General features: G+C 62.1%; 19 protein-coding genes, 1 tRNA gene and 2 riboswitches. Of the genes, 11 read left to right on the top strand and 9 right to left on the bottom strand.

The annotated features are described in order from the left end of the window. Positions 1-155 precede the first annotated feature (155 nt). Positions 156-2,393: a glycosyltransferase gene (locus tag P9250_RS18085; protein WP_310394426.1), complete on the top strand. Its 2,238-nt coding sequence runs from the start codon at positions 156-158 to the stop codon at positions 2,391-2,393. 21 nt (positions 2,394-2,414) lie between these two features. On the opposite strand, the gene P9250_RS18080 is transcribed toward P9250_RS18085, so the two are convergent. Then, positions 2,415-2,490: transfer RNA gene (locus P9250_RS18080), tRNA-Arg, on the bottom strand. Between the two features lie 304 nt (positions 2,491-2,794). Here P9250_RS18080 and P9250_RS18075 point away from each other — a divergent pair. Continuing rightward, on the top strand, positions 2,795-3,694 hold the full coding sequence (locus P9250_RS18075; protein WP_244826577.1) for a cytochrome c5 family protein: 900 nt from the start codon (positions 2,795-2,797) through the stop codon (positions 3,692-3,694). Between the two features lie 196 nt (positions 3,695-3,890). Here P9250_RS18075 and P9250_RS18070 read toward each other — a convergent pair whose 3' ends face one another. Continuing rightward, on the bottom strand, positions 3,891-5,978 hold the full coding sequence (locus P9250_RS18070) for a UvrD-helicase domain-containing protein (RefSeq protein WP_244826576.1): 2,088 nt from the start codon (positions 5,976-5,978) through the stop codon (positions 3,891-3,893). Between the two features lie 311 nt (positions 5,979-6,289). On the opposite strand from P9250_RS18070, the gene P9250_RS18065 reads away from it, so the two are divergent. Further along, positions 6,290-7,333, top strand: coding sequence for an oxidoreductase (locus P9250_RS18065; RefSeq protein WP_310394424.1), 1,044 nt, complete (start codon positions 6,290-6,292; stop codon positions 7,331-7,333). Between the two features lie 187 nt (positions 7,334-7,520). Here P9250_RS18065 and P9250_RS18060 read toward each other — a convergent pair whose 3' ends face one another. Further along, positions 7,521-7,727: a hypothetical protein gene (locus tag P9250_RS18060; RefSeq protein ID WP_310394423.1), complete on the bottom strand. Its 207-nt coding sequence runs from the start codon at positions 7,725-7,727 to the stop codon at positions 7,521-7,523. Between the two features lie 56 nt (positions 7,728-7,783). On the opposite strand from P9250_RS18060, the gene P9250_RS18055 reads away from it, so the two are divergent. The 7 genes from P9250_RS18055 to P9250_RS18025 all read left to right on the top strand — a co-directional run bounded on the left by P9250_RS18055 (position 7,784) and on the right by P9250_RS18025 (position 16,368). After that, entirely contained in the window at positions 7,784-8,287 is a 504-nt protein-coding gene (locus tag P9250_RS18055) for a hypothetical protein (protein WP_310394421.1), read from the top strand. Further along, the gene (locus P9250_RS18050) at positions 8,284-8,676 is read left to right on the top strand and encodes a hypothetical protein (RefSeq protein WP_310394419.1); all 393 of its coding nucleotides are present in this window, start codon (positions 8,284-8,286) and stop codon (positions 8,674-8,676) included. The genes P9250_RS18055 and P9250_RS18050 overlap by 4 nt, the downstream gene beginning before the upstream one ends. 105 nt (positions 8,677-8,781) lie before the next feature. Next, a riboswitch (glycine riboswitch) is annotated at positions 8,782-8,895 on the top strand. A 22-nt stretch (positions 8,896-8,917) separates the two neighbouring features. Further along, a riboswitch (glycine riboswitch) is annotated at positions 8,918-9,036 on the top strand. A 125-nt stretch (positions 9,037-9,161) separates the two neighbouring features. Further along, positions 9,162-10,283: a glycine cleavage system aminomethyltransferase GcvT gene (gene gcvT, locus P9250_RS18045; protein ID WP_309844854.1), complete on the top strand. Its 1,122-nt coding sequence runs from the start codon at positions 9,162-9,164 to the stop codon at positions 10,281-10,283. Between the two features lie 75 nt (positions 10,284-10,358). Beyond that, positions 10,359-10,739, top strand: a complete 381-nt coding sequence (gene gcvH / locus P9250_RS18040; protein WP_244826571.1) for a glycine cleavage system protein GcvH — start codon at positions 10,359-10,361, stop codon at positions 10,737-10,739. 57 nt (positions 10,740-10,796) lie between these two features. Next, a complete protein-coding gene (gcvP, locus tag P9250_RS18035) occupies positions 10,797-13,727 on the top strand; it encodes an aminomethyl-transferring glycine dehydrogenase (protein ID WP_310394416.1) in 2,931 nt (976 codons plus the stop codon). Between the two features lie 172 nt (positions 13,728-13,899). Then, complete coding sequence (locus tag P9250_RS18030) at positions 13,900-14,946, top strand: alginate lyase family protein (RefSeq protein WP_310396783.1); 1,047 nt, start codon at positions 13,900-13,902, stop codon at positions 14,944-14,946. A gap of 33 nt (positions 14,947-14,979) precedes the next feature. Then, positions 14,980-16,368, top strand: a complete 1,389-nt coding sequence (locus tag P9250_RS18025; protein WP_310394415.1) for an L-serine ammonia-lyase — start codon at positions 14,980-14,982, stop codon at positions 16,366-16,368. A gap of 131 nt (positions 16,369-16,499) precedes the next feature. Here P9250_RS18025 and P9250_RS18020 read toward each other — a convergent pair whose 3' ends face one another. Further along, a complete protein-coding gene (locus tag P9250_RS18020; RefSeq protein ID WP_310394413.1) occupies positions 16,500-16,793 on the bottom strand; it encodes a hypothetical protein in 294 nt (97 codons plus the stop codon). A 254-nt stretch (positions 16,794-17,047) separates the two neighbouring features. Beyond that, positions 17,048-17,521: a hypothetical protein gene (locus P9250_RS18015; RefSeq protein WP_310394411.1), complete on the bottom strand. Its 474-nt coding sequence runs from the start codon at positions 17,519-17,521 to the stop codon at positions 17,048-17,050. Here P9250_RS18015 and P9250_RS18010 point away from each other — a divergent pair. Next, complete coding sequence (locus P9250_RS18010; protein WP_250526384.1) at positions 17,507-17,764, top strand: hypothetical protein; 258 nt, start codon at positions 17,507-17,509, stop codon at positions 17,762-17,764. The two genes, P9250_RS18015 and P9250_RS18010, sit on opposite strands and share 15 nt — an antisense overlap. 22 nt (positions 17,765-17,786) lie before the next feature. Here P9250_RS18010 and flhA read toward each other — a convergent pair whose 3' ends face one another. The 4 genes from flhA to flgM form a co-directional block, all read right to left on the bottom strand. Then, positions 17,787-19,883 carry a flagellar biosynthesis protein FlhA gene (flhA, locus tag P9250_RS18005; protein WP_244826565.1) on the bottom strand — a complete coding sequence of 699 codons (2,097 nt, stop codon included), beginning with the start codon at positions 19,881-19,883 and terminating at the stop codon, positions 17,787-17,789. Beyond that, positions 19,880-21,088: a flagellar biosynthesis protein FlhB gene (gene flhB, locus P9250_RS18000; RefSeq protein WP_244826564.1), complete on the bottom strand. Its 1,209-nt coding sequence runs from the start codon at positions 21,086-21,088 to the stop codon at positions 19,880-19,882. The genes flhA and flhB overlap by 4 nt, the downstream gene beginning before the upstream one ends. A gap of 680 nt (positions 21,089-21,768) precedes the next feature. Further along, positions 21,769-22,203 carry a flagella synthesis protein FlgN gene (locus P9250_RS17995; RefSeq protein WP_250466048.1) on the bottom strand — a complete coding sequence of 145 codons (435 nt, stop codon included), beginning with the start codon at positions 22,201-22,203 and terminating at the stop codon, positions 21,769-21,771. Between the two features lie 109 nt (positions 22,204-22,312). Further along, entirely contained in the window at positions 22,313-22,636 is a 324-nt protein-coding gene (gene flgM, locus P9250_RS17990; RefSeq protein WP_244826562.1) for a flagellar biosynthesis anti-sigma factor FlgM, read from the bottom strand. Between the last annotated feature and the right edge of the window lie 173 nt (positions 22,637-22,809).

Genomic DNA, 22,809 nt, shown 5'->3' with positions numbered 1-22,809 from the left:
TAACGTGCCAAAACCGGTCTGTTCGCGTGATCGACGGGACGCGTCTGCCCGCAGACTTCACGCTCGGGAAGATCGACCGCGAAGTGCCGGCGCTCCTCCTCATCCATTCGTCGAACCGGCCGAAAGCCAGCAACCAGACCGCAGGGTAGTGCCACATGAACATCGTCAGCACCAGAGCTTCACGCAAGGGGCATCCGTACTACATCTATGCGCCGGCTTACCGGGAGTCATCGGCCGGGATTGTCGTGATGCACACGCTCTGTCACCTGCTCAATCGCGAGGGATACGACGCCTATATCTCCGCGACCGATGTCGTCAACCCACGGTTCGACACGCCGCTTGCCACATTCGAGGTGCAGGCCCGACACAGGTTGGAGGGCCGCATGCCGATCGTCGTCTATCCGGAGATCGTGTCGGGCAACCCGATGAATGCCGATGTATGCGTACGCTATATCCTCAACCACATCGGGTTCCTGTCGGGAAAGCCGCTCAACGAGGGCAAGGACGATCTGGTCTTCTATTTTTCGGAGAACTTCCTCGGTAGCGCGAACAAGAAGGACGTCGATTTTCTGTTCCTGCCCGTCATCGATACGGAGCTGTTCAAGCCCGATCCCACGGTCAAGAAGGACCGGACGTTCGTCTTCCATTACCGGCATCCGCTCGACAAGATCGACTTTTCGCTTTTCCCGCCCGGCACCGAACTACTGTCGATGGCGAACCCCGTGACGCTTCCCGAACTCGCGAAGAAGCTGCAAGGCGGCCGGGTGCTTTACTCCTACGAGCAGTCGTCTGTCTGTAACGAGGCCATGGCGTGCGGCTGCCCTGTCATCTACCTGCCCGAGGGCGGATTGAAGGCCGTGCCGGATCAGTTCGCCTTCGGCGTCAACGGGGCGGCCATGGCGAACGAGAAGAATGGCTACGCGCGCGCCCTGGCGACCGTGGACACGATATATCCGACCCTGGTGGCGCTCGGCAACGTGTTCCGGGCGGACCTGCCCGTGTTTCTGGAGAAGACTCAGGATGCGGCGCGAAAAGCGCTTCGGCGCCCGGCCGAACTGCGGGTTGCTTCGTCGAACGTGCCGAAGACCCCGAAACGGCGGATCGCGGCACTGACGACCGAGCCGGTCGCGCACCGCTGGTCGACATCGCGCGTCAAGAAGCCGTTCGAACTCCTGGCCGACCATTGGGAACTGATTTGGCCGATCCAGAACACCGAGGAGAAGATTGCGTCGGCCGACATCGTTTTGATGCAGCGGCGCTTTCCGATGGCCGCCACGCCCGAGCAACTCGAAGCGATCTTCGGGCTCGGCAAGCCGGTGATCTACGAGACCAACGAGCCGTATCACGACCTTCCCGAGACCCATCCGCTGCACTTCTTGAGCCGGCGCGCGGGCGAGAAGGTCGAGTACGTCATGCGCCGTGCGAACGCGCTGATCGTCACGACGCCGGCGCTAGCGGAGGCGATGCGTCCGTGGAATGGCAACATTCACGTGTTGCCGACGGGCGTGGACTTCGACCGCTTCTACAGTCCGGTCCGAATGAACGAGGACAAGGTACGCATCGGCATCATGGGTTCGGCGACGAAGCCGTGCAATTTCGCCGTCATCGAACCGGCGCTCATGGCGCTTCGCGCGCGCTTCGCTGGCGACGTGCAATTCGTGTTCGTCGGCGCGCCGCCTCCGCCGGACTGGATGGGACAGCCGGATGTCACCCTGGTTGGCGTAGCCGAAACCTACGAGGAGCACGCGAAGGTCTTCCGGCAACTCGAACTCGATATCGGCCTCATGCCGCGTGCCGCGTCGGAAGTCGACAATGGCGAAGCGCGGACGGAATGGCTCGAATACGCGGCGGCAGGCGTGGCGACGCTCGGCAGCGAGCATCCCGCATACAGCGACCTGGTGCGCGATGCCTGTTCGGGCGTGCGTGTGGATTCGGTATCGGCCGACGCCTGGGTCACTGCGATCGCGAATTTGATCACCAACCCGGCGCAGCGCCGTAGCCTTGCACGTACGGCGCAAGCCATCGTCTACAAGAGCGGTTCAGTGCAGTCGCAACTGGCGCAATATCACGAAGTGTATTTGCGGGGCCTGGGGCTCAAGCTCGGTGGAGCGTCGGCAAGTGGACCGGAGCGGATTCCAGCCGTGTTGATTCTCGACCCGGAAGGCGATGCGCGGAAGGTGCAGGACAGCTTGCGACATCATGCGCGAGGTCCGCTCAGGAATCATATGACCGTGGTGCTGACGACGCAGGAGGGCGAGGTGCCGGAGTGGAGCGACAACCTGCGTTATCTTCAAGCCACGGTGGGCGAATTCTCGAGCGCGATGGAGCAGATTTGCGGGCATGATGAATTCGACTGGAAGGTGGTCACGGAAGCGGGCGTCGAGTTGATCTGAACGGCATTGCCGAGAACTACGTGGTGCGCCCGGCTGGGATCGAACCAGCAACCCCTGCCTTCGGAGGGCAGTACTCTATCCATTGAGCTACGGGCGCGTTGACGAGGATCTTGGCTGCGGGGGACGCTAGAGAAGCGTCTGCAAGACCCATGCGAATCCGAGAGAATACCTGTTTTCGATGAATCCGTCCATCGCGCGGCCCGCGCGAGCGCCTTTCGTGGAAGCTCGGAACCCGCGCCGGTTCGGGTAAACGCGCGTGAAACCAAAGCAGGCGGCCCACGCCCTGCGTTAAACGTTCCGTCTATAATCGACCGTGCCCTCATACAGAAGGAGGGCAATCGCGGTAGCCACACGCTGTCACTGAACCGACTCACCTAGAAAAAACGGGAGACGAGACAAGCATGAGCGAAGCACCCCACGGAGCCCCAATAAAAACACCCGGCCAACTCATCGCGGCGGTGATCGCGGGGTTTGGCATACCGGTCGCCATCATCATCCTGCTCGCGGTCTATGTGAATAACTCGACTCGCACCGGCGCCGGCACCGACCTCGAAGCTTCGGTCAAGGAACGTATCGCACCGGCCGCTCAAGTCGATATCCGCGATGCCAACGCGCCACGCGTCTACAAGACCGGCGAACAAGTCTTCAAGGCCGTGTGCTCGGCTTGTCACGCGGCAGGAACCGCAGGCGCGCCCAAGTTCGGCGATGCCAGCGCCTGGGCCCCGCGCATCAGCGAAGGCTACGACACGCTTCTGCATAACGCGCTCAACGGCAAGGGCGCCATGCCCGCGCGCGGCGGCACGAGCCCCGACGACTATAGCGACTTCGAAATCGCTCGCGCAGTCGTCTACATGGCCAACGACGGCGGCGCCAAGTTCCCCGAACCGGCTCAACCCGCTTCTGGCGCAACGGCGGGCGCCGCGGCTCCCGCAGCCGGAGCATCCGGCGCGGCGGCTGGCGCGAGTTCGACGGAGAACGCTCAGGCTGCGGCGGCAGTCGCCGCGCTGGCATCGGTGCCGCAGGCGGCTGCTCCGGCAGCGGGCGCGCAAAGCGCCGATGCATCGCAAGCCGGCAAGGCGCTCTATGAGCAGGTTTGTCAGGCGTGCCACGCGGCCGGCGTGCTCAACGCACCGAAGTTCGGCGACAAGGAAGCATGGGCGCCGCGCTTGAAAGATCCGATGGACACCGTCTACAACTACGCGCTGCACGGCAAGGGCGCGATGCCGGCGAAAGGCGGATCGAATGCATCCGATGCGGACGTGAAAGCCGCCGTCGATTACATGGTGAATGCTTCGAAGTGAATGGCGGCGGTAAAAGCCCTGCGTGCGTGTGAGCGTCGCGGGGCTTTGCTTTTATAACGCGATATTCGCCGAGCGGGGAGTTAGCCGGCTTGTCGTTCGACCGTAGCCACCGGGACCGCGTCTGCAGCTTTATAGAGCAGAAAAATCTCGTGCATACGCTCGACGCGCTTCAAGACTGCCAAGCGCGCGGCGGTCGTCACCCCTTCTGCAACATCGCCTTCAGCATCGCCATCCGATCCTTCGGCGACAACGGCGCTTCTTCGGCCGTCGGCGGCGGTGCATCGTCGAGCAGCATCTCGGGGATGAAGCGCGATGGCTCGCACACCACCGTTTCCCGCGCGCGCTTGCGCTTCTTGCACCAGTTCAGATGCAGGCTGCGCTGCGCCCGCGTGATCGCCACATACATGAGCCGCCGTTCTTCCTCGATACGCGCGGAATCCACTGGCGCGTCATCGTCCGAACTGCCGCGATGCGGCATGATGCCTTCCTCCACGCCCACCAGAAACACGTGCGGATATTCGAGCCCCTTCGAAGCATGCACCGTCGATAGCCGCACCGCGTCCGGATCTTCATCGCGGCCTTCGAGCATGGACATCAGCGCGACGGTTTGAATCAGGCCGAGCAGATTCTTGCCGTCATCCGAAAGACCGTCGGCCGTATCGAACCCGGTCTGTTCCGCTTCGGCCGATGGCTCCGGCTTCGTGCCCTTGCGCTTGAGCCACTCGCAGAATTCGAGCACGTTCTGCCACTTCGATTGCGCCTGCCGTTCGTCGTAGGCATCGTAGAGATACGCTTCGTAGTGGATCGCTTCCATCATGTCGTCGAGCACGGTGCTCGCCGGATCGCGCGCGGCGCGGTCCGACAGCCTGCGAATCCACTCGCAAAACGTGCGCAGCGGTTCCACTTGCCGCGCCGACAAGCGCGCTTCGATCCCGCCCATGAATACCGCCTCGAAGAGCGACACCTTCGCCGCGCCGGCGAACGCGCCGAGCGCTTCGAGCGTCGTGTTGCCGACACCGCGACGCGGCGTCGTGATCGCGCGGATGAACGCGGGATCGTCGTCGGGATTCGCGATCAGCCGCAAATACGCGATGATGTCCTTGATCTCGGCGCGGTCGAAAAACGACTGCCCGCCCGACAGCACATACGGAATGCGCTCACGCCGCAAAACCTGTTCGAAGATGCGCGCCTGAAAGTTGCCGCGATACAGAATGGCGTAGTCGCGAAACGCCGCGCGCCGTTCGAACTTGTGCGCCGACAGCCGGAACACGACGGACTCCGCTTCGTGCTCTTCGTCATTGCAACCGGTCACGGTGATGCTGTCGCCCATGCCGTGCTCGGACCAGAGCTTCTTCTCGAACAGTTTGGGATTGTTGGCGATCACATTGTTCGCCGCTGTCAGAATCCGCACCGTCGAGCGATAGTTCTGCTCCAGCTTCACCACATGCAGTTTCGGGAAGTCCTTGCTCAACTGTCCGAGGTTTTCCAGCGTGGCGCCACGCCAGCCGTAAATGGCCTGATCGTCGTCGCCCACGGCGGTGAAGGCGGCGCGCGGACCAGCCAGCAGCTTCAACAACTCGTACTGACAGGCGTTGGTGTCCTGATACTCGTCGATCAAGAGATATCGCAGACGGTTCTGCCACTTGTCGCGAACCTGCTCGTTTTCGGCGAACAGTTGCGCGGGACGCAGGATGAGATCGTCGAAATCCAGCGCCTGATACGCATGCAAGGTCGCCGCGTAGCTCCGATAAACAATCGCCGCCTGATGCTCGTCTTCGTTATTCGCGAGCACGGACGCCTGATCGGGCGAGACCATCGCGTTCTTCCACAGCGAGATGATCGACTGCACCTTGCGGATCAAGCCCTTGTCGGTCGTGCCGAGCTGCTCCTGAACCATGCCGAAGCAATCGTCCGAATCCATGATGGAGAACTGCGGTTTAAGGCCGACATGTTCCGCTTCCTGACGCATGATCTGCACGCCGAGCGAGTGAAACGTGCAGATGGTCAACTGATTCACGGGCACCTTGCGGCCTTCCTTGCCGGGCGTCGTGAGCGTTTTGCCTTCGAGCAGCTTCGCGGTGCGCTCGCGCATTTCGAGCGCGGCCTTGTTGGTGAAGGTGAGGGCGGCAATGTGCCTAGGCTCGAAGCCGCGTCCTTCGATCAGATGCGCGATCTTCTGCGTGATCACGCGCGTCTTGCCGCTGCCCGCACCGGCGAGCACGAGACAGGGACCGTCGAGATAGCGCACGGCTTCGCTTTGCGCGGCGTTCAGACCTGCGGACATCGTTTTGGACTTTGAGTTGAGGCTCGCGGCGGCGCCGGTGCCTGATGGACTGCGCGCATCGCAGCGACGCGCGTGCGACCGCAAAAAATCCGCGAGAGCGCGATGTTAACACGATAGAACGCGACGGGTTTTGGCCCTCGTTCGTTCGGACGATGGGTGGCGCTCGCGATTGCGTCTTGTCGCTAAACGGGACCATAGTCCGTCAATTGGCGGATGATCGTGACGCCGCCGTGAACGACGCACCGAGCGCGCCGCGTCCGACTGACATGCCACAATATCCAGCCGGATTACCGATTCAAAGGACGCCAAGCATGAGTTCAAAACTGAAAGTCGGCGTGATGGGCTATGGTCTGGCGGGCGCGACGTTTCACGCGCCGGTCATCGAACACTGCGGCCGCGCGGAGGTGACGGCCATCGCGACGAGCCAGGCCGAGCGCGCCGAGGCCGATTATCCCGATGCACGGATCGTCGCCGATTTCGATGCGCTCCTCGCCATCGACGCGCTCGATTGCATCGTCATCGCCACACCCAACGACACGCACTTCGACCTCGCGCATCGCGCGTTGTCGGCGGGCAAGCATGTGGTCGTCGACAAACCCGTGACGCTTTCCTCGCGCGATGCCCGCACGCTCGCCGATCTCGCCGCATCGCGCGGGCTTCTGTTCGCGCCGTTCCACAATCGCCGTTGGGATGGCGATTTCATGACCGTGCGCGCGTTGATCGAAAGCGGGCGGCTTGGACGCATCACGCATTACGAATCGCATTTCGACCGCTTTCGTCCGAAAGTGCCGCAGCGCTGGCGTGAGGAAGCATCGCGCGGCGGCGGCTTGCTGTTCGATCTCGGGCCGCATCTGATCGATCAGGCGCTCACGTTGTTCGGCGCGCCCGCGACGGTGACGGCGTTCGTGAAGGCGCATCGCGACCACGCGCATGCGCCGGATTACGTGCATCTCGTGCTCGGCTATGCGGATAAGGAAGTCGTTCTGCATGCAAGCGCGCTCGCGGCGCTCGATCCGCCGCGTTTCACGATTCACGGCACGCGCGGCAGCTATGTGAAGAGCGGGCTCGATGTGCAGGAAGATCAACTGCGCTCCGGCATGCGGCCGGGGCATTCGGAATTCGGCAAGAACCCGCCGGGCTTGCTGCGCGAAGTCGATGGCGATCACGATCTGCGTCAGGCTTTCGCCACCCGCGACGGAGCGTATGTGGAGCTTTATCGGGCGTTGGCGGGGGCCGTGTTGGACGGCAAACCGTTCCCCGTTAAGCCGCAGGATGCGGTGGATGTGATGGCGATCATCGAGCTGGCCATTCAGAGTGAAAAGGAAGGGCGGCGGGTGGAGTTTGTTCGACATTGACGAAGCGGCCTTTGCGCTCACTCGAACGATTGCGGCAATAATTCCGTGCCTTCCAGCAGGGGCATTTAATTCACATTAAAGAGACAAACGCCTGGCGCGATCGAGGCGGTAGTATTTCGAATCGACCGCAAACGAATATCCGGAGTGCGTTCCCTTGAATGTCCCGAAAGCTGTTGCAACAGAGTGGCTATGCGATCTGATCGATATGGTGATCACGGCGCAGAGCAACGAATTCCAGGTAAGGCGCATCGAGCGAGAAGCGCTTGCGTTCTTGAGCAAGGGCCGCGAACGTCCTGAGATATGTTGGCTCGTACTCGCATTCACCGCGTTCCTCCGTGGTGATCGCGACGAATGCGTTCGTTGCTCCGAAGCCGCGCAGGCATTGGCGAGGCATGACGTCACCATTCTGACCAATGTGGCGTCGCTAATGTGCGTCTCGGAGAGCCGCGCATGGCGGTGAACTACGCGCGCTTGCTCGCCGATACGCAGCGTAGCGACCCGACAAGCCGGATCAAGGCAGCTCGTGTATTCGTCACGGCGCTGCATGCCGAAGAGGCGGCGGCAATCATGCTTGCTCATGATCTCAATGCAACCGTTGCCGAAGGCGATGCGGAGCTACCGCGCGACATCGAAGCGACGGCACAGATCTTTCTTCGTTGCGGCGTCGATGCCGAGCAACGGCTTGCTTTGTTGGAAACGGCGGTCGAAGCAATCCGCTCGCAAGGCTGCATGATTCGCGGCAGCAGGTTGATGATTTACGACGACACAACGAGATACGAGCTTTATGTCGACGAAACTGCAAGCCAGTGTGGAAACGTCAACTTTGCGATTGCCGGGGCATTGACCACGACCTTCGATAACGCGTACCCAGAGGTGATTACCTTCGTCTGTCGCCCTGTTGGTTCGCTTAGTGCGCTTGCCTCCCGCAGTGCGCTAATGGAGGTGGTGCAATGAGCATCGAGGTTTCCGATCTTCTGCATCTGGCGCAGCAGTTGTCGGCAGGCAATAGCGAATGCGAATGGCGATCCGGCGCGTCGCGAGCTTATTACGCCGCTTATCACAAAACGCTTGCCGTGGCGGACGCCTGCTTGCCGTCAACGCGCGAGGTTGCCGGTCAACATGAACGGCTGACAAATCGGCTCATGACCGTAGGGAACAAAGGCCGCGCGCTGGCCTACGTGCTCATCGACCTAAAAAAAGTGCGTACGCACGCGGATTACCATCTCACGAAGCCGTTTAGTCAGCACGACGCCACCGACCTCGTCGCGAACTGTCTGGCGTTCTTGCCGAAAACCGATACATTTCAGGGGCAAATCAACTCGACCCTGTCAACGACGTTCTGAGGCCGACGCATGGCGAGGCATCGTCGCCAGCCACAACCCGCTCCACCGCACACTCAGCCCCGTCCGAATCCGTTTGACAAGCCTAATTCGGTCGCGTAAATTCGGCCGCACGCGTCGGGAGAGCGCGTGGCTTCTGTCGATTCCAAAATCGACAAGCGAGCCGCGCCGCCGAAGGGGCACACCCACAAACTCTCAGGCAAAAGGACCGGCCGCGTCGAAGAAATCGCCCTTTCGGGCAATTTTTTCGCACTCTGGAGAGCGGCAGCGGCATCGAACGATGTCAGCAGCCCACCGAAGGGGCGCGCGACGGATTTTTTTGATCCGCGCAATCTCTCAGGTACCGAGGACAGAGGGGTCACGCATCGCAACCGCCAGCCGGTATGCGCTTTGCGCTGCTGAAAGTCAGCGAGCAAAGGCATAGTCCGCGGCGAAGGCAGATATCTGCGCGCTGCGTGGCCTTTTTTGTTTCGCGAACCGAGGCCCCGATGACCGCTCTTCAACACACGCCCTTGCATGCCGCCCACCTCGCGCTCAACGCGCGCATGGTCGATTTCGGCGGCTGGGACATGCCCGTCAACTACGGTTCGCAAATCGACGAACATCACGCCGTCCGAACCGACGCGGGCATGTTCGACGTATCGCACATGCGCGTCGTCGATTTCGAAGGCGACGCCGTTCGGCCCTTCTTTCTGCACGCCATCGCCAATAACGTCGACAAGCTGACGACGCCCGGTCGCGCACTGTATTCGTGCCTGCTCAAGACCGACGGCGGCGTCATCGACGATCTGATCGTCTACTACTTCTCCGAAACGAGTTTCCGCGTGGTCGTGAACGCGAGCACGGCGGATAAAGACATCGCGTGGTTCCAGCAACTGAACGCGGAAGGTGGTTTCGATCTGTCGATCCGCCCGCGCGGCGATTTCGGCATCATCGCGGTGCAAGGTCCGAATGCACGCGAAAAGGTCTGGCAAGTGCTGCCGCAGACGCGCGCCGAAACCGAATCGCTCAAACCCTTCAATGCGGCGAAGTTCGCAACCACGCCCTTCGGCGAACTGATGCTTGCGCGCACTGGCTACACGGGCGAGGACGGCTTCGAGATCGTGGTTTCCGCCACACACGTGGAAGCGCTGTGGAACGCGCTCCGTGAAGCCGGCGTGAAGCCCGCAGGCCTCGGCGCACGCGACACCTTGCGTCTCGAAGCCGGCATGAATCTCTACGGCCAGGACATGGATGAAACCGTGTCGCCGCTCGATGCCGGCCTCGCCTGGACTGTCGACCTGAAAACCCCGCGCGATTTCGTCGGCCGCGCCGCGCTCGAAGCGAACGGCTCGCAGTCGAACTTCGTCGGGCTCGTGCTCATCAAGGAGAACGGGCGTGCGGCTGGCGTGCTGCGCGCGCATCAGAAGGTCGTCACGGCGCACGGCGAAGGCGAGATCACGAGCGGCACGTTTTCGCCGTCGATGCAGGAGTCGATTGCGTTCGCTCGCGTCCCGACGCAAGTGGCGATCGGCGATACGGTGCAAGTGCTCATCCGCGACAAGCAAGTTGCCGCGCGCGTGGTAAAACTTCCGTTCGTGCGCAACGGCAAGACGCTCGTGAGCCTTTGAGGCCCGACAGCGGACGAACGTGGCGCGCGCCATCCGATCACGAACCCCACGAACGAATTACGCAAGGAGCATCCAATGAGCATCCCGGCCGATCTGAAATATACCGAATCGCATGAATGGGTCCGCGCCGAATCCGACGGCACACTGACCATCGGCATTACCGATCACGCGCAGGAAGCGCTGGGCGACATCGTGTTCGTCGAACTGCCCGCGGCGGGCAAGGCAGTCGCGGCGGGCGACGCCATCGCGGTGATCGAATCCGTGAAAGCGGCATCCGATATTTACGCGCCGGTGTCGGGCGAAGTCGTCGCGGCGAACGACGCGTTGACTTCGTCGCCGGATTCGGTGAATGGCGCACCGTACGAAAGCTGGCTCTTCAAGATCAAGCCGGCCGCCGACGCCAGTCTCGACAAGCTGCTCGACGCCGAAGGCTACGGCAAGTCGATCGGCGAATAACTCATCTCAATGACGAAAGCGGTTGCGTTTCCAACCGGCCGCTTTGCAGGAATTCACATGAAGCTCGAACATCCGGATCACCTGATGAACCGCACCTCCCTGTCCCTCGCCGCGCTCGAATGCCATGACGCATTCGCGGCACGGCACATCGGTCCCGACGATGCCGACCAGCGCGCCATGCTCGACGCGCTCGGGTTCGCATCGCGCGCGGCGTTCATCGACGCGGTGATTCCGGAATCGATCCGCCGTCAGGAAACGCTGCCGCTCGGCGCGTTCACGCAGCCGAAAAGCGAAGCGGAAGCGCTCGCGTCGCTGCGCAAGCTGGCGAACGAGAATCTCGTGTTTCGCACGTATATCGGCCAGGGTTATTACGGCACGCACACGCCGGGCGTGATCCTGCGCAACGTGCTGGAAAATCCGGCGTGGTACACGGCTTATACGCCGTATCAGCCCGAGATTTCGCAAGGGCGTCTGGAAGCGCTTCTGAACTTTCAGCAGATGGTGATGGATCTCACGGGCCTTGCCATCTCGAACGCGTCGCTGCTCGACGAAGCCACCGCCGCCGCCGAAGCCATGACGCTTCTGCAACGCGTCGGCAAGCCGAAATCGAACCTGTTCTATGTGGCCGACGACGTGCTGCCGCAGACCATCGAAGTGGTGAAGACACGCGCTAAGCCGGCGGGCATCGACGTGCACGTGGGACCGGCCGCGGATGCCGCGAGCGCGAACGCATTCGGCGTGCTGCTGCAATATCCCGGCGCGTATGGCGACGTTCGCGACTACCGCGCGCTCGCCGAAGCGGTGCATGCGGCGGGCGGTTACGTGATCGCCGCAGCCGACTTGCTGGCGCTCACGCTCATCACGCCGCCGGGCGAATGGGGCGCGGACGTGGCTATCGGCAATACGCAGCGTTTCGGCGTGCCGGTCGGCTTCGGCGGTCCGCACGCGGCGTACATGGCCGTGCGCGACGAATTCAAGCGTCAGATGCCGGGCCGTCTCGTCGGCGTGACTATCGACGCGCAAGGCAATTCCGCGCTGCGTCTCGCGCTGCAAACGCGCGAACAGCATATCCGCCGCGAAAAGGCGACGTCGAATGTCTGCACGGCGCAGGCGCTGCTCGCGATCATGGCGAGCATGTACGCGGTCTATCACGGCCCGCAGGGTCTCAAGACCATTGCGCTGCGCGTGAATCGCGTCGCGTCGGTGTTCGCGGCGGGCGTGCGAAAGCTCGGCTACGCGCTGACCAACGACACGTTCTTCGATACCGTGACCATCGAAAGCGGCGCGAGCACCAACGCGCTGCATCAGGCCGCTTACGCCGCGCATGTGAATCTGCGTCATGTGAGCGCGAATCGCGTCGGTGTGTCGCTCGATGAAACCACGACGCGCGACGATCTCACGAAGCTCTTCGCGCTGTTCGCCGAAGTCGCGGGCAAGAACGAAACGTTCGATATCGACGCGCTCGATGCATCGCTTGCCGATTCATTGCCCGCAGATCTCAAGCGCACGAGCGAATACCTCACGCATCCGGTTTTCAATCGCCATCATTCCGAGCACGAAATGCTGCGCTATCTGCGCAGTCTCGCGGACAAGGACCTCGCGCTCGACCGCACGATGATCCCGCTCGGCTCCTGCACGATGAAGCTCAACGCGACCTCCGAAATGCTGCCGGTGACGTGGCCCGAGTTCGCGCAGATTCATCCATTCGCGCCGGCGGAACAGACGGTCGGCTATCGCACGATGATCGATCAGCTCGAACAGATGCTCGTCGCGTGCACCGGCTATGCGGCGGTGTCGTTGCAGCCGAACGCCGGTTCGCAGGGCGAATACGCCGGCTTGCTCATCATTCACGCGTATCACGAGTCGCGCGGCGAAGGGCATCGCAACGTGTGTCTGATTCCGGCGTCCGCGCACGGCACGAATCCGGCTTCGGCGCAGATGGCGGGCATGCAGGTCGTCGTCGTTGCATGCGATACGAACGGCAACGTCGATATCGAAGACCTGAAGGCGAAGGCCGAAAAGCATTCGGCGAATCTCGCGGCGATCATGATCACGTATCCGTCGACGCATGGCGTGTTCGAGCGCAACGTCCGCGAAATCTGCGAGATCGTGCACGCGCACGGCGGCCAGGTGTATGTCGATGGCGCGAACATGAATGCGATGGTCGGCCTCACCGCGCCCGGCCAGTTCGGCGGCGATGTCTCGCATCTGAACTTGCACAAGACGTTCTGCATTCCGCACGGCGGCGGCGGACCGGGCGTGGGTCCGGTAGCGGTTGGCGCGCATCTGGCCAAGTTTCTGCCGAATCAGGCTTCGACCGGTTACAAGCGCGATGACGCGGGCATCGGCGCGGTATCGTCGGCGCCTTACGGCTCGGCCGCGATCTTGCCGATCTCGTGGATGTATATCGCGATGATGGGCGCGGAAGGTCTCACCGCCGCGACGGCAAGCGCGATTCTCGCGGCTAACTACGTCGCGAAGCGCCTCGCGCCGCATTATCCGGTGCTGTATAGCGGGCCGGGCGGGCTCGTCGCGCACGAATGCATTCTCGATGTCCGGCCGATCAAGGAATCGAGCGGCATCTCGGTGGAAGACGTGGCCAAGCGTCTGATCGACTACGGCTTCCACGCGCCGACGATGAGCTTTCCGGTGCCCGGCACGCTGATGGTGGAACCGACCGAATCGGAGTCGAAGGAAGAGCTGGATCGCTTCATCGACGCGATGATCGCCATTCGCAACGAGATTCGCGCGGTGGAAGAAGGCAGCGCGGATCGCGAAGACAACGTGCTGAAGAACGCGCCGCACACGGCGGCGGTCGTTACGTCGGATGCGTGGGACCACAAGTACACGCGTGAAGCGGCGGCGTATCCGCTGAAGTCGCTCGTGACGCGCAAGTATTGGTCGCCGGTTGGCCGCGCGGATAACGCGTATGGCGACCGCAATCTGATGTGCTCGTGCGTGCCGATCTCGGAGTACACGGACGAGTAATCGATCAAAACCGCGGAACCGCCCGGAAACGTCAAGCATTGTCGGGCGGTTTTGCAGCGCGAGTCAGAAGGGCTAACATCTCACCCCGGACCAAAAGCCAAAACAGGGAGTTCATATGGCGACAAGGGTGCGAGAGGTGAACGAGACGAAGCGCTTCCATGCCGCGCGATTCATGCTGTGGGCGTTGGCTTGCGCCGCGCCGTCCGCGCATGCGGCGATGAATTTCTGCGCCGCGCCCGCCATGCAGACGAGCGAGCGCACCAATGCCGATCCCGGCGTGAAGGCGCTCGTGCAGATGGTGCAATCGCACGTCAACGACCAGCCGAAGCCGCTCGCGAAACTGCATACCGAAGGCACGCTGCCGCACGAAGGCATACGCGACGAGAGCATCGAAGCCGAAAAGGATCTCGGCTTGATGCGCGATGCCGCGCTCGCCTGGCGCGCGACCGGCGACGAGCGTTATCTGCGTCTCGTCGACCGCTTTCTGTTCGCGTGGACGACAACGTATCAGCCGAGTTTCAATCCGATCGACGAGACCAACTTCGAGTCGCTGATCCTCGCCTACGATCTGACCGCGAGCGCGTTGCCGGTGAAGACGCGCAACACGGCGAACGCGTTCATCACGAAGATGGTGACGGGCTACGTCGCCGACATGGACAAGCAGAAGCGCCCGCTCACGGGCACGTATCGGAACAACTGGCAGAGTCATCGCGTGAAGCTGGTGGCGATGGGCGCATTCACCATCGACGACCGCAAGCTCATCAACGCGGCGCAGCGGCTGTTCGTCGAGCATATCGGCGACAACATCGCGCCGGATGGGTCGACCGTCGATTTCGCCGAACGCGATGCCTTGCGCTACGTCACCTACGATCTTCAGCCGCTCGTGACGGCGGCGCTGGCCGCGCGACGGCATAACCGCAACTGGCTGCCGGAGCGCGCGCAGTCGGGCGCAACGCTCGCGCAAGCGCTCAACTGGCTTACCCCGTATGCGCTCGGCACCCGCACGCATGACGAATTCGTGCATTCGACCGTGCCTTTCGATGCCAAGCGTCGCGAGGCCGGATTGCCGGGATTCTCGGGTCAGTGGGACCCGAAAAACTCGGCGGAACTCTTTCATCTCGCGGCGCGTCTCGACGGCCGTTATGCGCCGGTGGCGTTGCGGCTCGCGCCGACGCCGCCTGCGTGGCTCGCGGTGTGTCTGCCGTTGCCGGCGCGATGATCCCGTCTCAAGCAGCTCAAGCAAGGAGCATTCATGGCAGTCAGCGTATTCGACCTCTTCAAGATCGGCATCGGACCTTCGAGCTCACATACCGTGGGCCCGATGCGCGCCGCGCTGATGTTCGCGCAAGGGCTCGAACGCGATGGGCTGCTGGACGCGGTGGCATCGGTGAAATGCGAGCTGTACGGATCGCTCGGTGCGACGGGTAAAGGCCACGGCACGGACCGCGGCGTCATGCTCGGCTTGATGGGCGATGCCCCCGACACGGTCGATGCGGGCACCATCGCGCCGCGCCTTGAAACCGTACGCACGTCCAGGACGCTCGCGCTGCTCGGCACGCACAAGATTCCGTTCACGCTGAAGGAGAACATTGCGTTCTATCGGCAGGCGTTGCCGGAGCATCCGAACGGCATGAAGCTGCACGCATTCGATGCGAGGGGCGAGCCGTTGCGCGAGGCGACGTATCTGTCGGTGGGCGGCGGCTTCGTGGTGACGGCGGGCGCGGCGAACACGGCGGTGCTTACGGCCATCGAACACTTGCCCTACGCCTTCAAGACGGGCGATGAGTTGATGAAGATGTGCGCCGATTCGGGCAAGTCCATCGCGCAACTGATGTGGGAAAACGAGCGGGTGTGGCGTAGCGAGGACGAGATTCGCGCGGGCTTGTTACGAATCTGGGACGTGATGCAGGATTGCGTCGCGCGCGGCTGCGGCATCGGCAATCCGGATGCGGATGGGCATCTGCCGGGTCCGTTCCAGGTGAAGCGGCGTGCGCCGGTGTTGTATCGCGCGCTCGCCGGCAAACCCGAGCAGGCGCTGCGCGATCCGCTATCGATGATGGACTGGATCAACCTCTATGCCATCGCCGTGAATGAAGAGAACGCGGTTGGCGGCCGCGTGGTGACGGCGCCGACCAACGGCGCGGCGGGCATCATTCCGGCGGTACTGCATTACTACGATCGGTTTTTGCCGGGATCGAATGCGCAGGGCGTGATCGATTTTCTGCTGACGGCGGCGGCCATTGGCATCCTCTACAAGATGAACGCGTCGATTTCGGGCGCGGAAGTGGGATGTCAGGGCGAAGTGGGCGTTGCCTGCTCGATGGCCGCCGGGGGACTTGCGGCGGTGATGGGCGGCACGCCCGCGCAGGTGGAGAACGCGGCGGAAATCGGCATGGAGCACAACCTTGGGCTCACGTGCGACCCGGTGGGCGGCATGGTGCAGATTCCGTGCATCGAACGTAACGCGATGGGGTCGGTGAAGGCCGTCAACGCGGCGCGCATGGCGATGCGCGGCGATGGATCGCATTATGTATCGCTGGATTCGGTCATTAAAACCATGCGCGAGACAGGGGCGGATATGAAGACGAAGTATAAGGAGACTTCGCGGGGTGGGTTGGCGGTGAATATCGTGGAGTGTTGAGGCTCCAAGCAGAAATTGTCAGGGCGATTGAAAAATTCGGTGGACGAAGCAGTTTCCATCACGCAAGGCGGTTAGCATCGATAGAACTAAAACGAATCTATCGACTGCTCCTTCGGTGCGACGCGGTCGGTTCAAATACTTGAGAGACCGCCTTGCTTCCACAGGATCTTGCTGCGCATAAGCAAGTGCGCAAAACGCTGACCGGCTCGCCAAAGTTCAAGCAAATGGTCAAGAACAAGTGGCCGAAGCCATTTAATCGGATGGCGAGGCCGCGCGTTCACGCCACCGAACTCATTCGCGTGTCGGACGACCACTTCGTATTGTTCGTTTGGCGCGACGGAGAACAACTCGAAGACCGCGCGTTCTACGCGCATCTGCTTTGCTCGCTGCCGAAGGGCGATCTCTATCCCTTGCTCGAGTTTCACTACCATCCAAGCCATAAGGGTTTGCACTGCAAGGTGCCGTGTCGGACGACAAGCGATTATCGGAACCGCTTGCTGCCGGGCGCGCCGGAGCTTAACCTTAAGTCGTCGAAACGTTTCGATCCACGTGCGGAAAATGATCGTGGCGCTTTGATCGTGTTGTTCTGCAAGGCGACGGGCATCACGATCTCAAACGAGCAAGACGGCCAGGGCGACTTATTGTGCTAGCAGACACACTTAAACAAACAATCTGCGCGCTATTCGAAGTTCACGCTGACTCGAACGGCGTGTATCGCGTCATTACGCCGCTCGAATATCCGGGAACAGGCGATCGCGTGGTGGTGCGTATTCGTTCTCGCGACGACGGTTTTGTTATCGATGAAAACGGAGAAGCCTGCTTTCACGCAAGTATGGCGGGTGGCGATGTCGAGTCGGGCGCCGTCGAGCGCTGGTCGGAAGCGTTTGCTCAAGACAGTCCGGCGCGCCTCTGCGATGACGAAGTAATCCGAGCTACGACAATCGACGAACGTCTTCTTGCGCCCTATGTGTTCCGCGTCGCGGAGGCAGCGCAACAGCTTTATGGCGTAGCTACGTCTCGCGCCGAACGCCAGGGAAGCAATGAGTTCACGGTCCGCTTGAAATGCGCGATTGACGAGATTGCAAGCGATTTGGGCCTCGCGCATGTGTCGGACGTTGAGTTGCCGATATCCGGTGGCTTGATCGCCGACCATGTCATCGATACGCCCACGCCTTCCATCGTGATTGCCGCGACGAGCGCGAAGCGTCTTCTAGAAGGGGAGATCATTCATTTGCAGTACCGCGCCCAAAAGATGCCGGGCGCGGTCTTGGCAATTGCGGAGTCGCAACAAGCGGTCGGCAAGATTCAGTTCGAACGCGCGAATTACTACACGTGGAAAACCGTTGTGTTCGATGCGCGCAATCTTCGAAGTCTGATCAGCGCCACGCTTAATTGATTATCGAATCAAGGCCCGCACCTCAAGCCCCAATCAAATTAACCACTTTCACATTCCGCGTATCCGGTACTTCCGCATAAGAAAGCACCTTCAACTGCGGCAGACTTCGGCGCAGGAACCGCGCAAGCATCGCGCGTAGCGAATGCTGCACGAGCAGCACCGGCGGCAAGCCCAAGTTCTGCTGACGCAGCATCGCGTTCTGCGTCGAGTTCATCAGCGTCTGCGCAAGCCCCGGCTCCAGTCCAGGGTTCGCGCCCGTCGAAAGCGCCTGCGACAACACACGCTCCAGCATCGGATCGAGGCCCATCACCTGAAGGTCGTCGGTGCCCGGAAACCACTGCTGCGAAATCGCGCGGCCGAGCGCAAGGCGCACCGCGGCCGTAAGCTCGTACGGATCGGCGAGTCGCGGCGCGTGCTCCTGCACCGCGTCGAGAATGGTGCGCATGTCGCGAATCGGCACGCTTTCGTCGAGCAAATTCTGCAGCACCTTCTGCAACAGCGTGAGCGAAATGGTCTTCGGCACGAGATCCTCGGTGAGCGACGGCGTGTCCTTGCCAATACGATCCAGCAACGCCTGCACTTCCTGACGCCCAAGCAATTCCGCCGCGTGCGTCACGACGAGATGATTCAAATGCGTCGCGACCACCGTGCTGGCGTCGACGACCGTGTAGCCATAAACCTGCGCCTGTTCGCGCATATTCGTGTCGATCCACACTGCCGGCAAGCCGAACGCCGGGTCCTGCGTCTGCGGGCCCGGCAAAGTCACCGACACCTGCCCCGGATTGATCGCGAGCCACTGTCCCGGAAACACTTCGCCAACGCCCACTTCCACGCCCTTCAGCGCAATGCGATACCCATTCGGCCGCAATTCCAGGTTGTCGCGAATATGAATGACAGGCGGCAAAAACCCGATTTCCTGCGCGAACTTCTTGCGAATGCCCTTGATACGCTTGAGCAATTCTCCATCCGTATTGCGATCGACGAGCGGAATCAGCCGGTAGCCCACTTCGAGGCCGAGCGGATCGATCAGCGCGACATCATCCCAGCTCGCTTCGGCATTCTCCACCGGCGCGGCCGCGACCGGCGTGATGTCCGTAACGTTGCCGGCTTTCTTCTTCGCTTCGGCGCGCTTGTTCATCGAACGCGCGGCGTAGATCAAGCCGCCACCGAGCAGCATGAACGCAAAGTGCGGCATGCCCGGAATCAACCCCATCACGCCGATGATCACGCCCGTGATCATCAACACGCGCGGGTTCTGGAACAACTGGCCGGTCAACTGCGTACCGATGTCTTCCTCGGTCGCGACGCGCGACACGATCACGCCCGCCGCCGTCGAAATGATGAGCGAAGGAATCTGCGCGACGAGGCCATCGCCGATGGTCAGGAGCGTGTAGTTCGTCGCCGCGTGGCCGAAGTCCATGTCGTGCTGAAGCATGCCGACGATCAGCCCGCCCACGATGTTGATCACCATGATCAGCAAGCCCGCGATCGCGTCGCCGCGCACGAACTTGCTCGCACCGTCCATCGAACCGTAGAACTCGGCTTCTTGCGCCACCGCCGTGCGGCGCTTCTTCGCGGTTTCTTCGTTGATGAGGCCGGCGTTCAGGTCGGCGTCGATGGCCATTTGCTTGCCGGGCATCGCGTCGAGTGTGAAGCGCGCGCCGACTTCCGCGATACGTCCCGCGCCCTTCGTGATCACCATGAAGTTGATGATCATCAGAATCACGAAGACGACGATACCCACGGCGAAATTGCCGCCAACGAGAAAGTGGCCGAACGATTCGATCACCTGACCGGCAGCGTCCGGGCCGGTATGACCTTCGAGCAGCACGATCCGCGTGGACGCCACGTTCAGCGACAGGCGCAGCAGCGTCGAGAACAGCAGCACGGCGGGGAAGGCCGCGAAGTCGAGCGGCTTCTGTGTGTACATGCTGACGAGCAGCACCATCACCGAGAGCGCGATGTTGAAGGTGAACAGCAAATCCAGCAGGAACGCCGGCAACGGCAAGATCATCATGCCGAGGATCATGCAGATCAGGATCGGACCGGCGAGCGCGCGCAAATTCTGCGTGCCGAGCGCGTCGGGCCGTTTGGCGAAAAATCCAGCGCGCGCGTTCATGCTGCGGCTCCATTCGAGGTGTCATCGGCGCCGAGTACGTCGGCGGCTTCTTGTTCGGCATCGGCGTCGGAGACGCTGCCCTTGTCGAGTTCTTTCGGTACTTCGAGATCGGACGGATCGTCCGGCTTGGCGCCGCCGTCTTCGCGATACCGGCGCAGCTGATAAACCCACGCCAGCACCTGCGCGACAGCGCCGTACAGCGCGCCCGGAATCTCGCGGTTGATTTCCACGTTGTGATAGAGCGCACGCGCAAGCGGCGGCGCTTCGAGCAGCGGCACGTTATGCTCGCGGCCCAATTCGCGGATACGCGCGGCCACCAGATCCACACCCTTGGCGACGACCTTCGGCGCGCGCATTTCGCCATCGGCGTATTTGAGCGCGACGGCGAAGTGCGTCGGGTTGGTGACGATGACATCGGCGGTCGGAATTGCCTGCATCATGCGGCGCCGGGCGGCGGCGCGTTGTTGCGCACGGATGCGGCCCTTCACGTGCGGGTCGCCTTCGCTTTCCTTGTGTTCGCGCTTCACTTCTTCCTTGCTCATGCGCAGCTTCTTTGCGTGCGAATAAAGCTGATACGGCACATCGACGGCGGCGACGAGAAAGAGGCCGCCGATGGCCATGCCGCAGCACACGAACAGCAGATGCATGGCGTCGGCGAGCGCGAGGTCGAGCGGCTTGGTCAAAAGACCGAGCACTTCGGCCTTGCGGCTCCACATGGCCGAGCCCGCCATGCCGCCGACGACCACGGTTTTCAGCATCGACATGCCGAGCTGGATCGGACCGTTCGACGAGAACATCTTGCCGAGGCCGCTGATCGGATTGAGCCGGCCGAAGTTCGGGGCAAGCGGCTTCGTGGTGATGAGCCAGCCGCCGAGCGCCATGGGTGCGGCGAGCGCGGCGGCGGCGGTGAGCGCGAGCACCGGCAGCATGGCGAGCATGCCTTCCTTGCTGGCGTTGGCGGCGCCGATCATCATCTGGTGAGTATCGAGCACGTTCTCGTGATTGAAGGTGAACGCGCCGCGCAGAATGCCTTGCAGATGACCGTAGATCGGACCCGACAAACCCCATACCCCGAAAAATCCCGCCGCGAGGAGCGCGAACGATGCGAGTTCCCGCGAGCGCGCAACCTGGCCTTCCTCCCGCGCCTTTTCAAGGCGCCTGGGAGTGGCTGATTCGGTTTTTTCGAGATCGCTTTCTTCTGCCACCGCGCTTCGACTCCGGTTCGACTGCGTTAATCGCCATGCACGCGGCGCGAAGCCGCTTCTTGATGAAAGCGATTATTGCGGAGGACGTCGAGCCACCATCGGCGGATAAGGCCGGGGAAAGGGGGTTTATTCGGGTGATGAGAGGCGTTGGAACGGACGCGCCGCGCGGCGGAAGCGTTGATCCGGCGATGTGCCGCGCCGATCGGATGTAAGCGTTGGCATTCGCCGAAAGTCGGACGCCAGCGGACTAAAGCAAGCTCCGACGCTACAAAAAGTGCGAGGCTAATCGGTGAAAGGGAGCGTCGACGCTTGCCGCTGCGGCCATCGGCACACTCGGCGGAATCATGTGCCGACGGTTAGAAAGGCGCGGATCGTTCATCGCGCCCGCCCGGCTAGAGGCTGCGCGGAGCTTCGAACGACTGCAAATCAGCGGGCTTTCGCAAGAGCCAGAGGCGTCAGCAAGCCGGCGATCGAATCAGGCGCGACCGCGTCGAAAAACCAACCCGCCGACAGATAACCAGCCTCGGCCGCCAGCCAGGAGCGCAAGCGACGTGCGCCCCGATCGAGACAAGGAGCCCGGGAAAGCGTTGAAAAGAACGGCTGTCGTTTACCGAATGCCAGCGGAGCAAGCCGCGCCGGCCCGAAAGCGCATCCGGCAAATGCAACCCTCCAACAAATCCTCAAGCTCCCGGCAACCGCCCATCCGGCCCGTAAAAGCCCGCCTTCGACGGCGCAACCTGCAACGCGGCGAGCGCCTTGCGGTTGTATTCCATGCGCGTGCGGATCAACACGCCGTTGTTGTTGTTGCCTTGACGCGCACGGCGAGCGGCGGCGCACAACAACGCCCATTGCTCGGCGATGCGCGCATCGCCCTGAGCGGCGACTTCCATGCCGGCGAAACCGCCCGGCAGGTCGAGCGCGTGCAAATGCGCGTCGCGATCTTTCTCGAGCGCGGCGATGCGCTCGGTCAACTCGGTCTTGTTCTCGATGATTCCAGGCAGCGCTTCGAGCGGCTGCGCGGCGATCAGCGCTTTTTCCTCGTGGGCGAGGAGGGCTTCGAACGCCAGAACGGCGGCGACTTCTTCGGTAACGGTGGACAGCAGGGCGTCTCTCATTGCAGCTCGCTAAAAAAACGCGGGTTTCACAATGCGCCTGCCGCCGTCGAATTCCGGTTCCGTTGCGCGTCTGCTTTCGAAGCGAAAGCGGGCGCGGCGGAGAGAGAACTCAGGCGCCAGCGGGCGCGGTTCTGGTTTGCAGCATGTCGCGCGCGGAACTCAGCATGCCGTCGGCGATCTTGCCGGCGTCAATCTTGTAGCTGCCGTCGCGCAGTGCAGCCTTGATCGAATCGACTTTCGCCGTATCGACGTCGGCGCTGTTCGACGCGCGCAGACCCGACGACAGCGATGACAGACTCACTTTCGAGTTTTGCGCGGCGGTCGTGCCGGCTTGCGCCACGCTAGAAGCGCTCTTGGCGTCGTTTTGCGATGCACGTTGCGTAGCGTCTTGAATTCCAGCCAGTGCGATGTTGCTGTTCGATTCGATTTTCACGATGTCTATTCCCGTACTTGTTGAGTCCTTTATCGGCGGGGGTGTTTGGAAACTTTACCCAACCGGGGGACCCATACGGGGCATCGACTCGCTCGTCGCCCGCAAAGCCTTACGGGGCGGGCGTCAGAGCAATTGCAACAAAGTGAAACAAACTGTTGTCTGGCCCACATAAG

It is taken from the genome of Caballeronia sp. LP006, assembly GCF_031450995.1.
GTDB lineage: Bacteria > Pseudomonadota > Gammaproteobacteria > Burkholderiales > Burkholderiaceae > Caballeronia.
The sequence above is the reverse complement of the archived record's forward strand: the minus strand, read 5'-3'. Positions and strand labels throughout refer to the sequence as shown.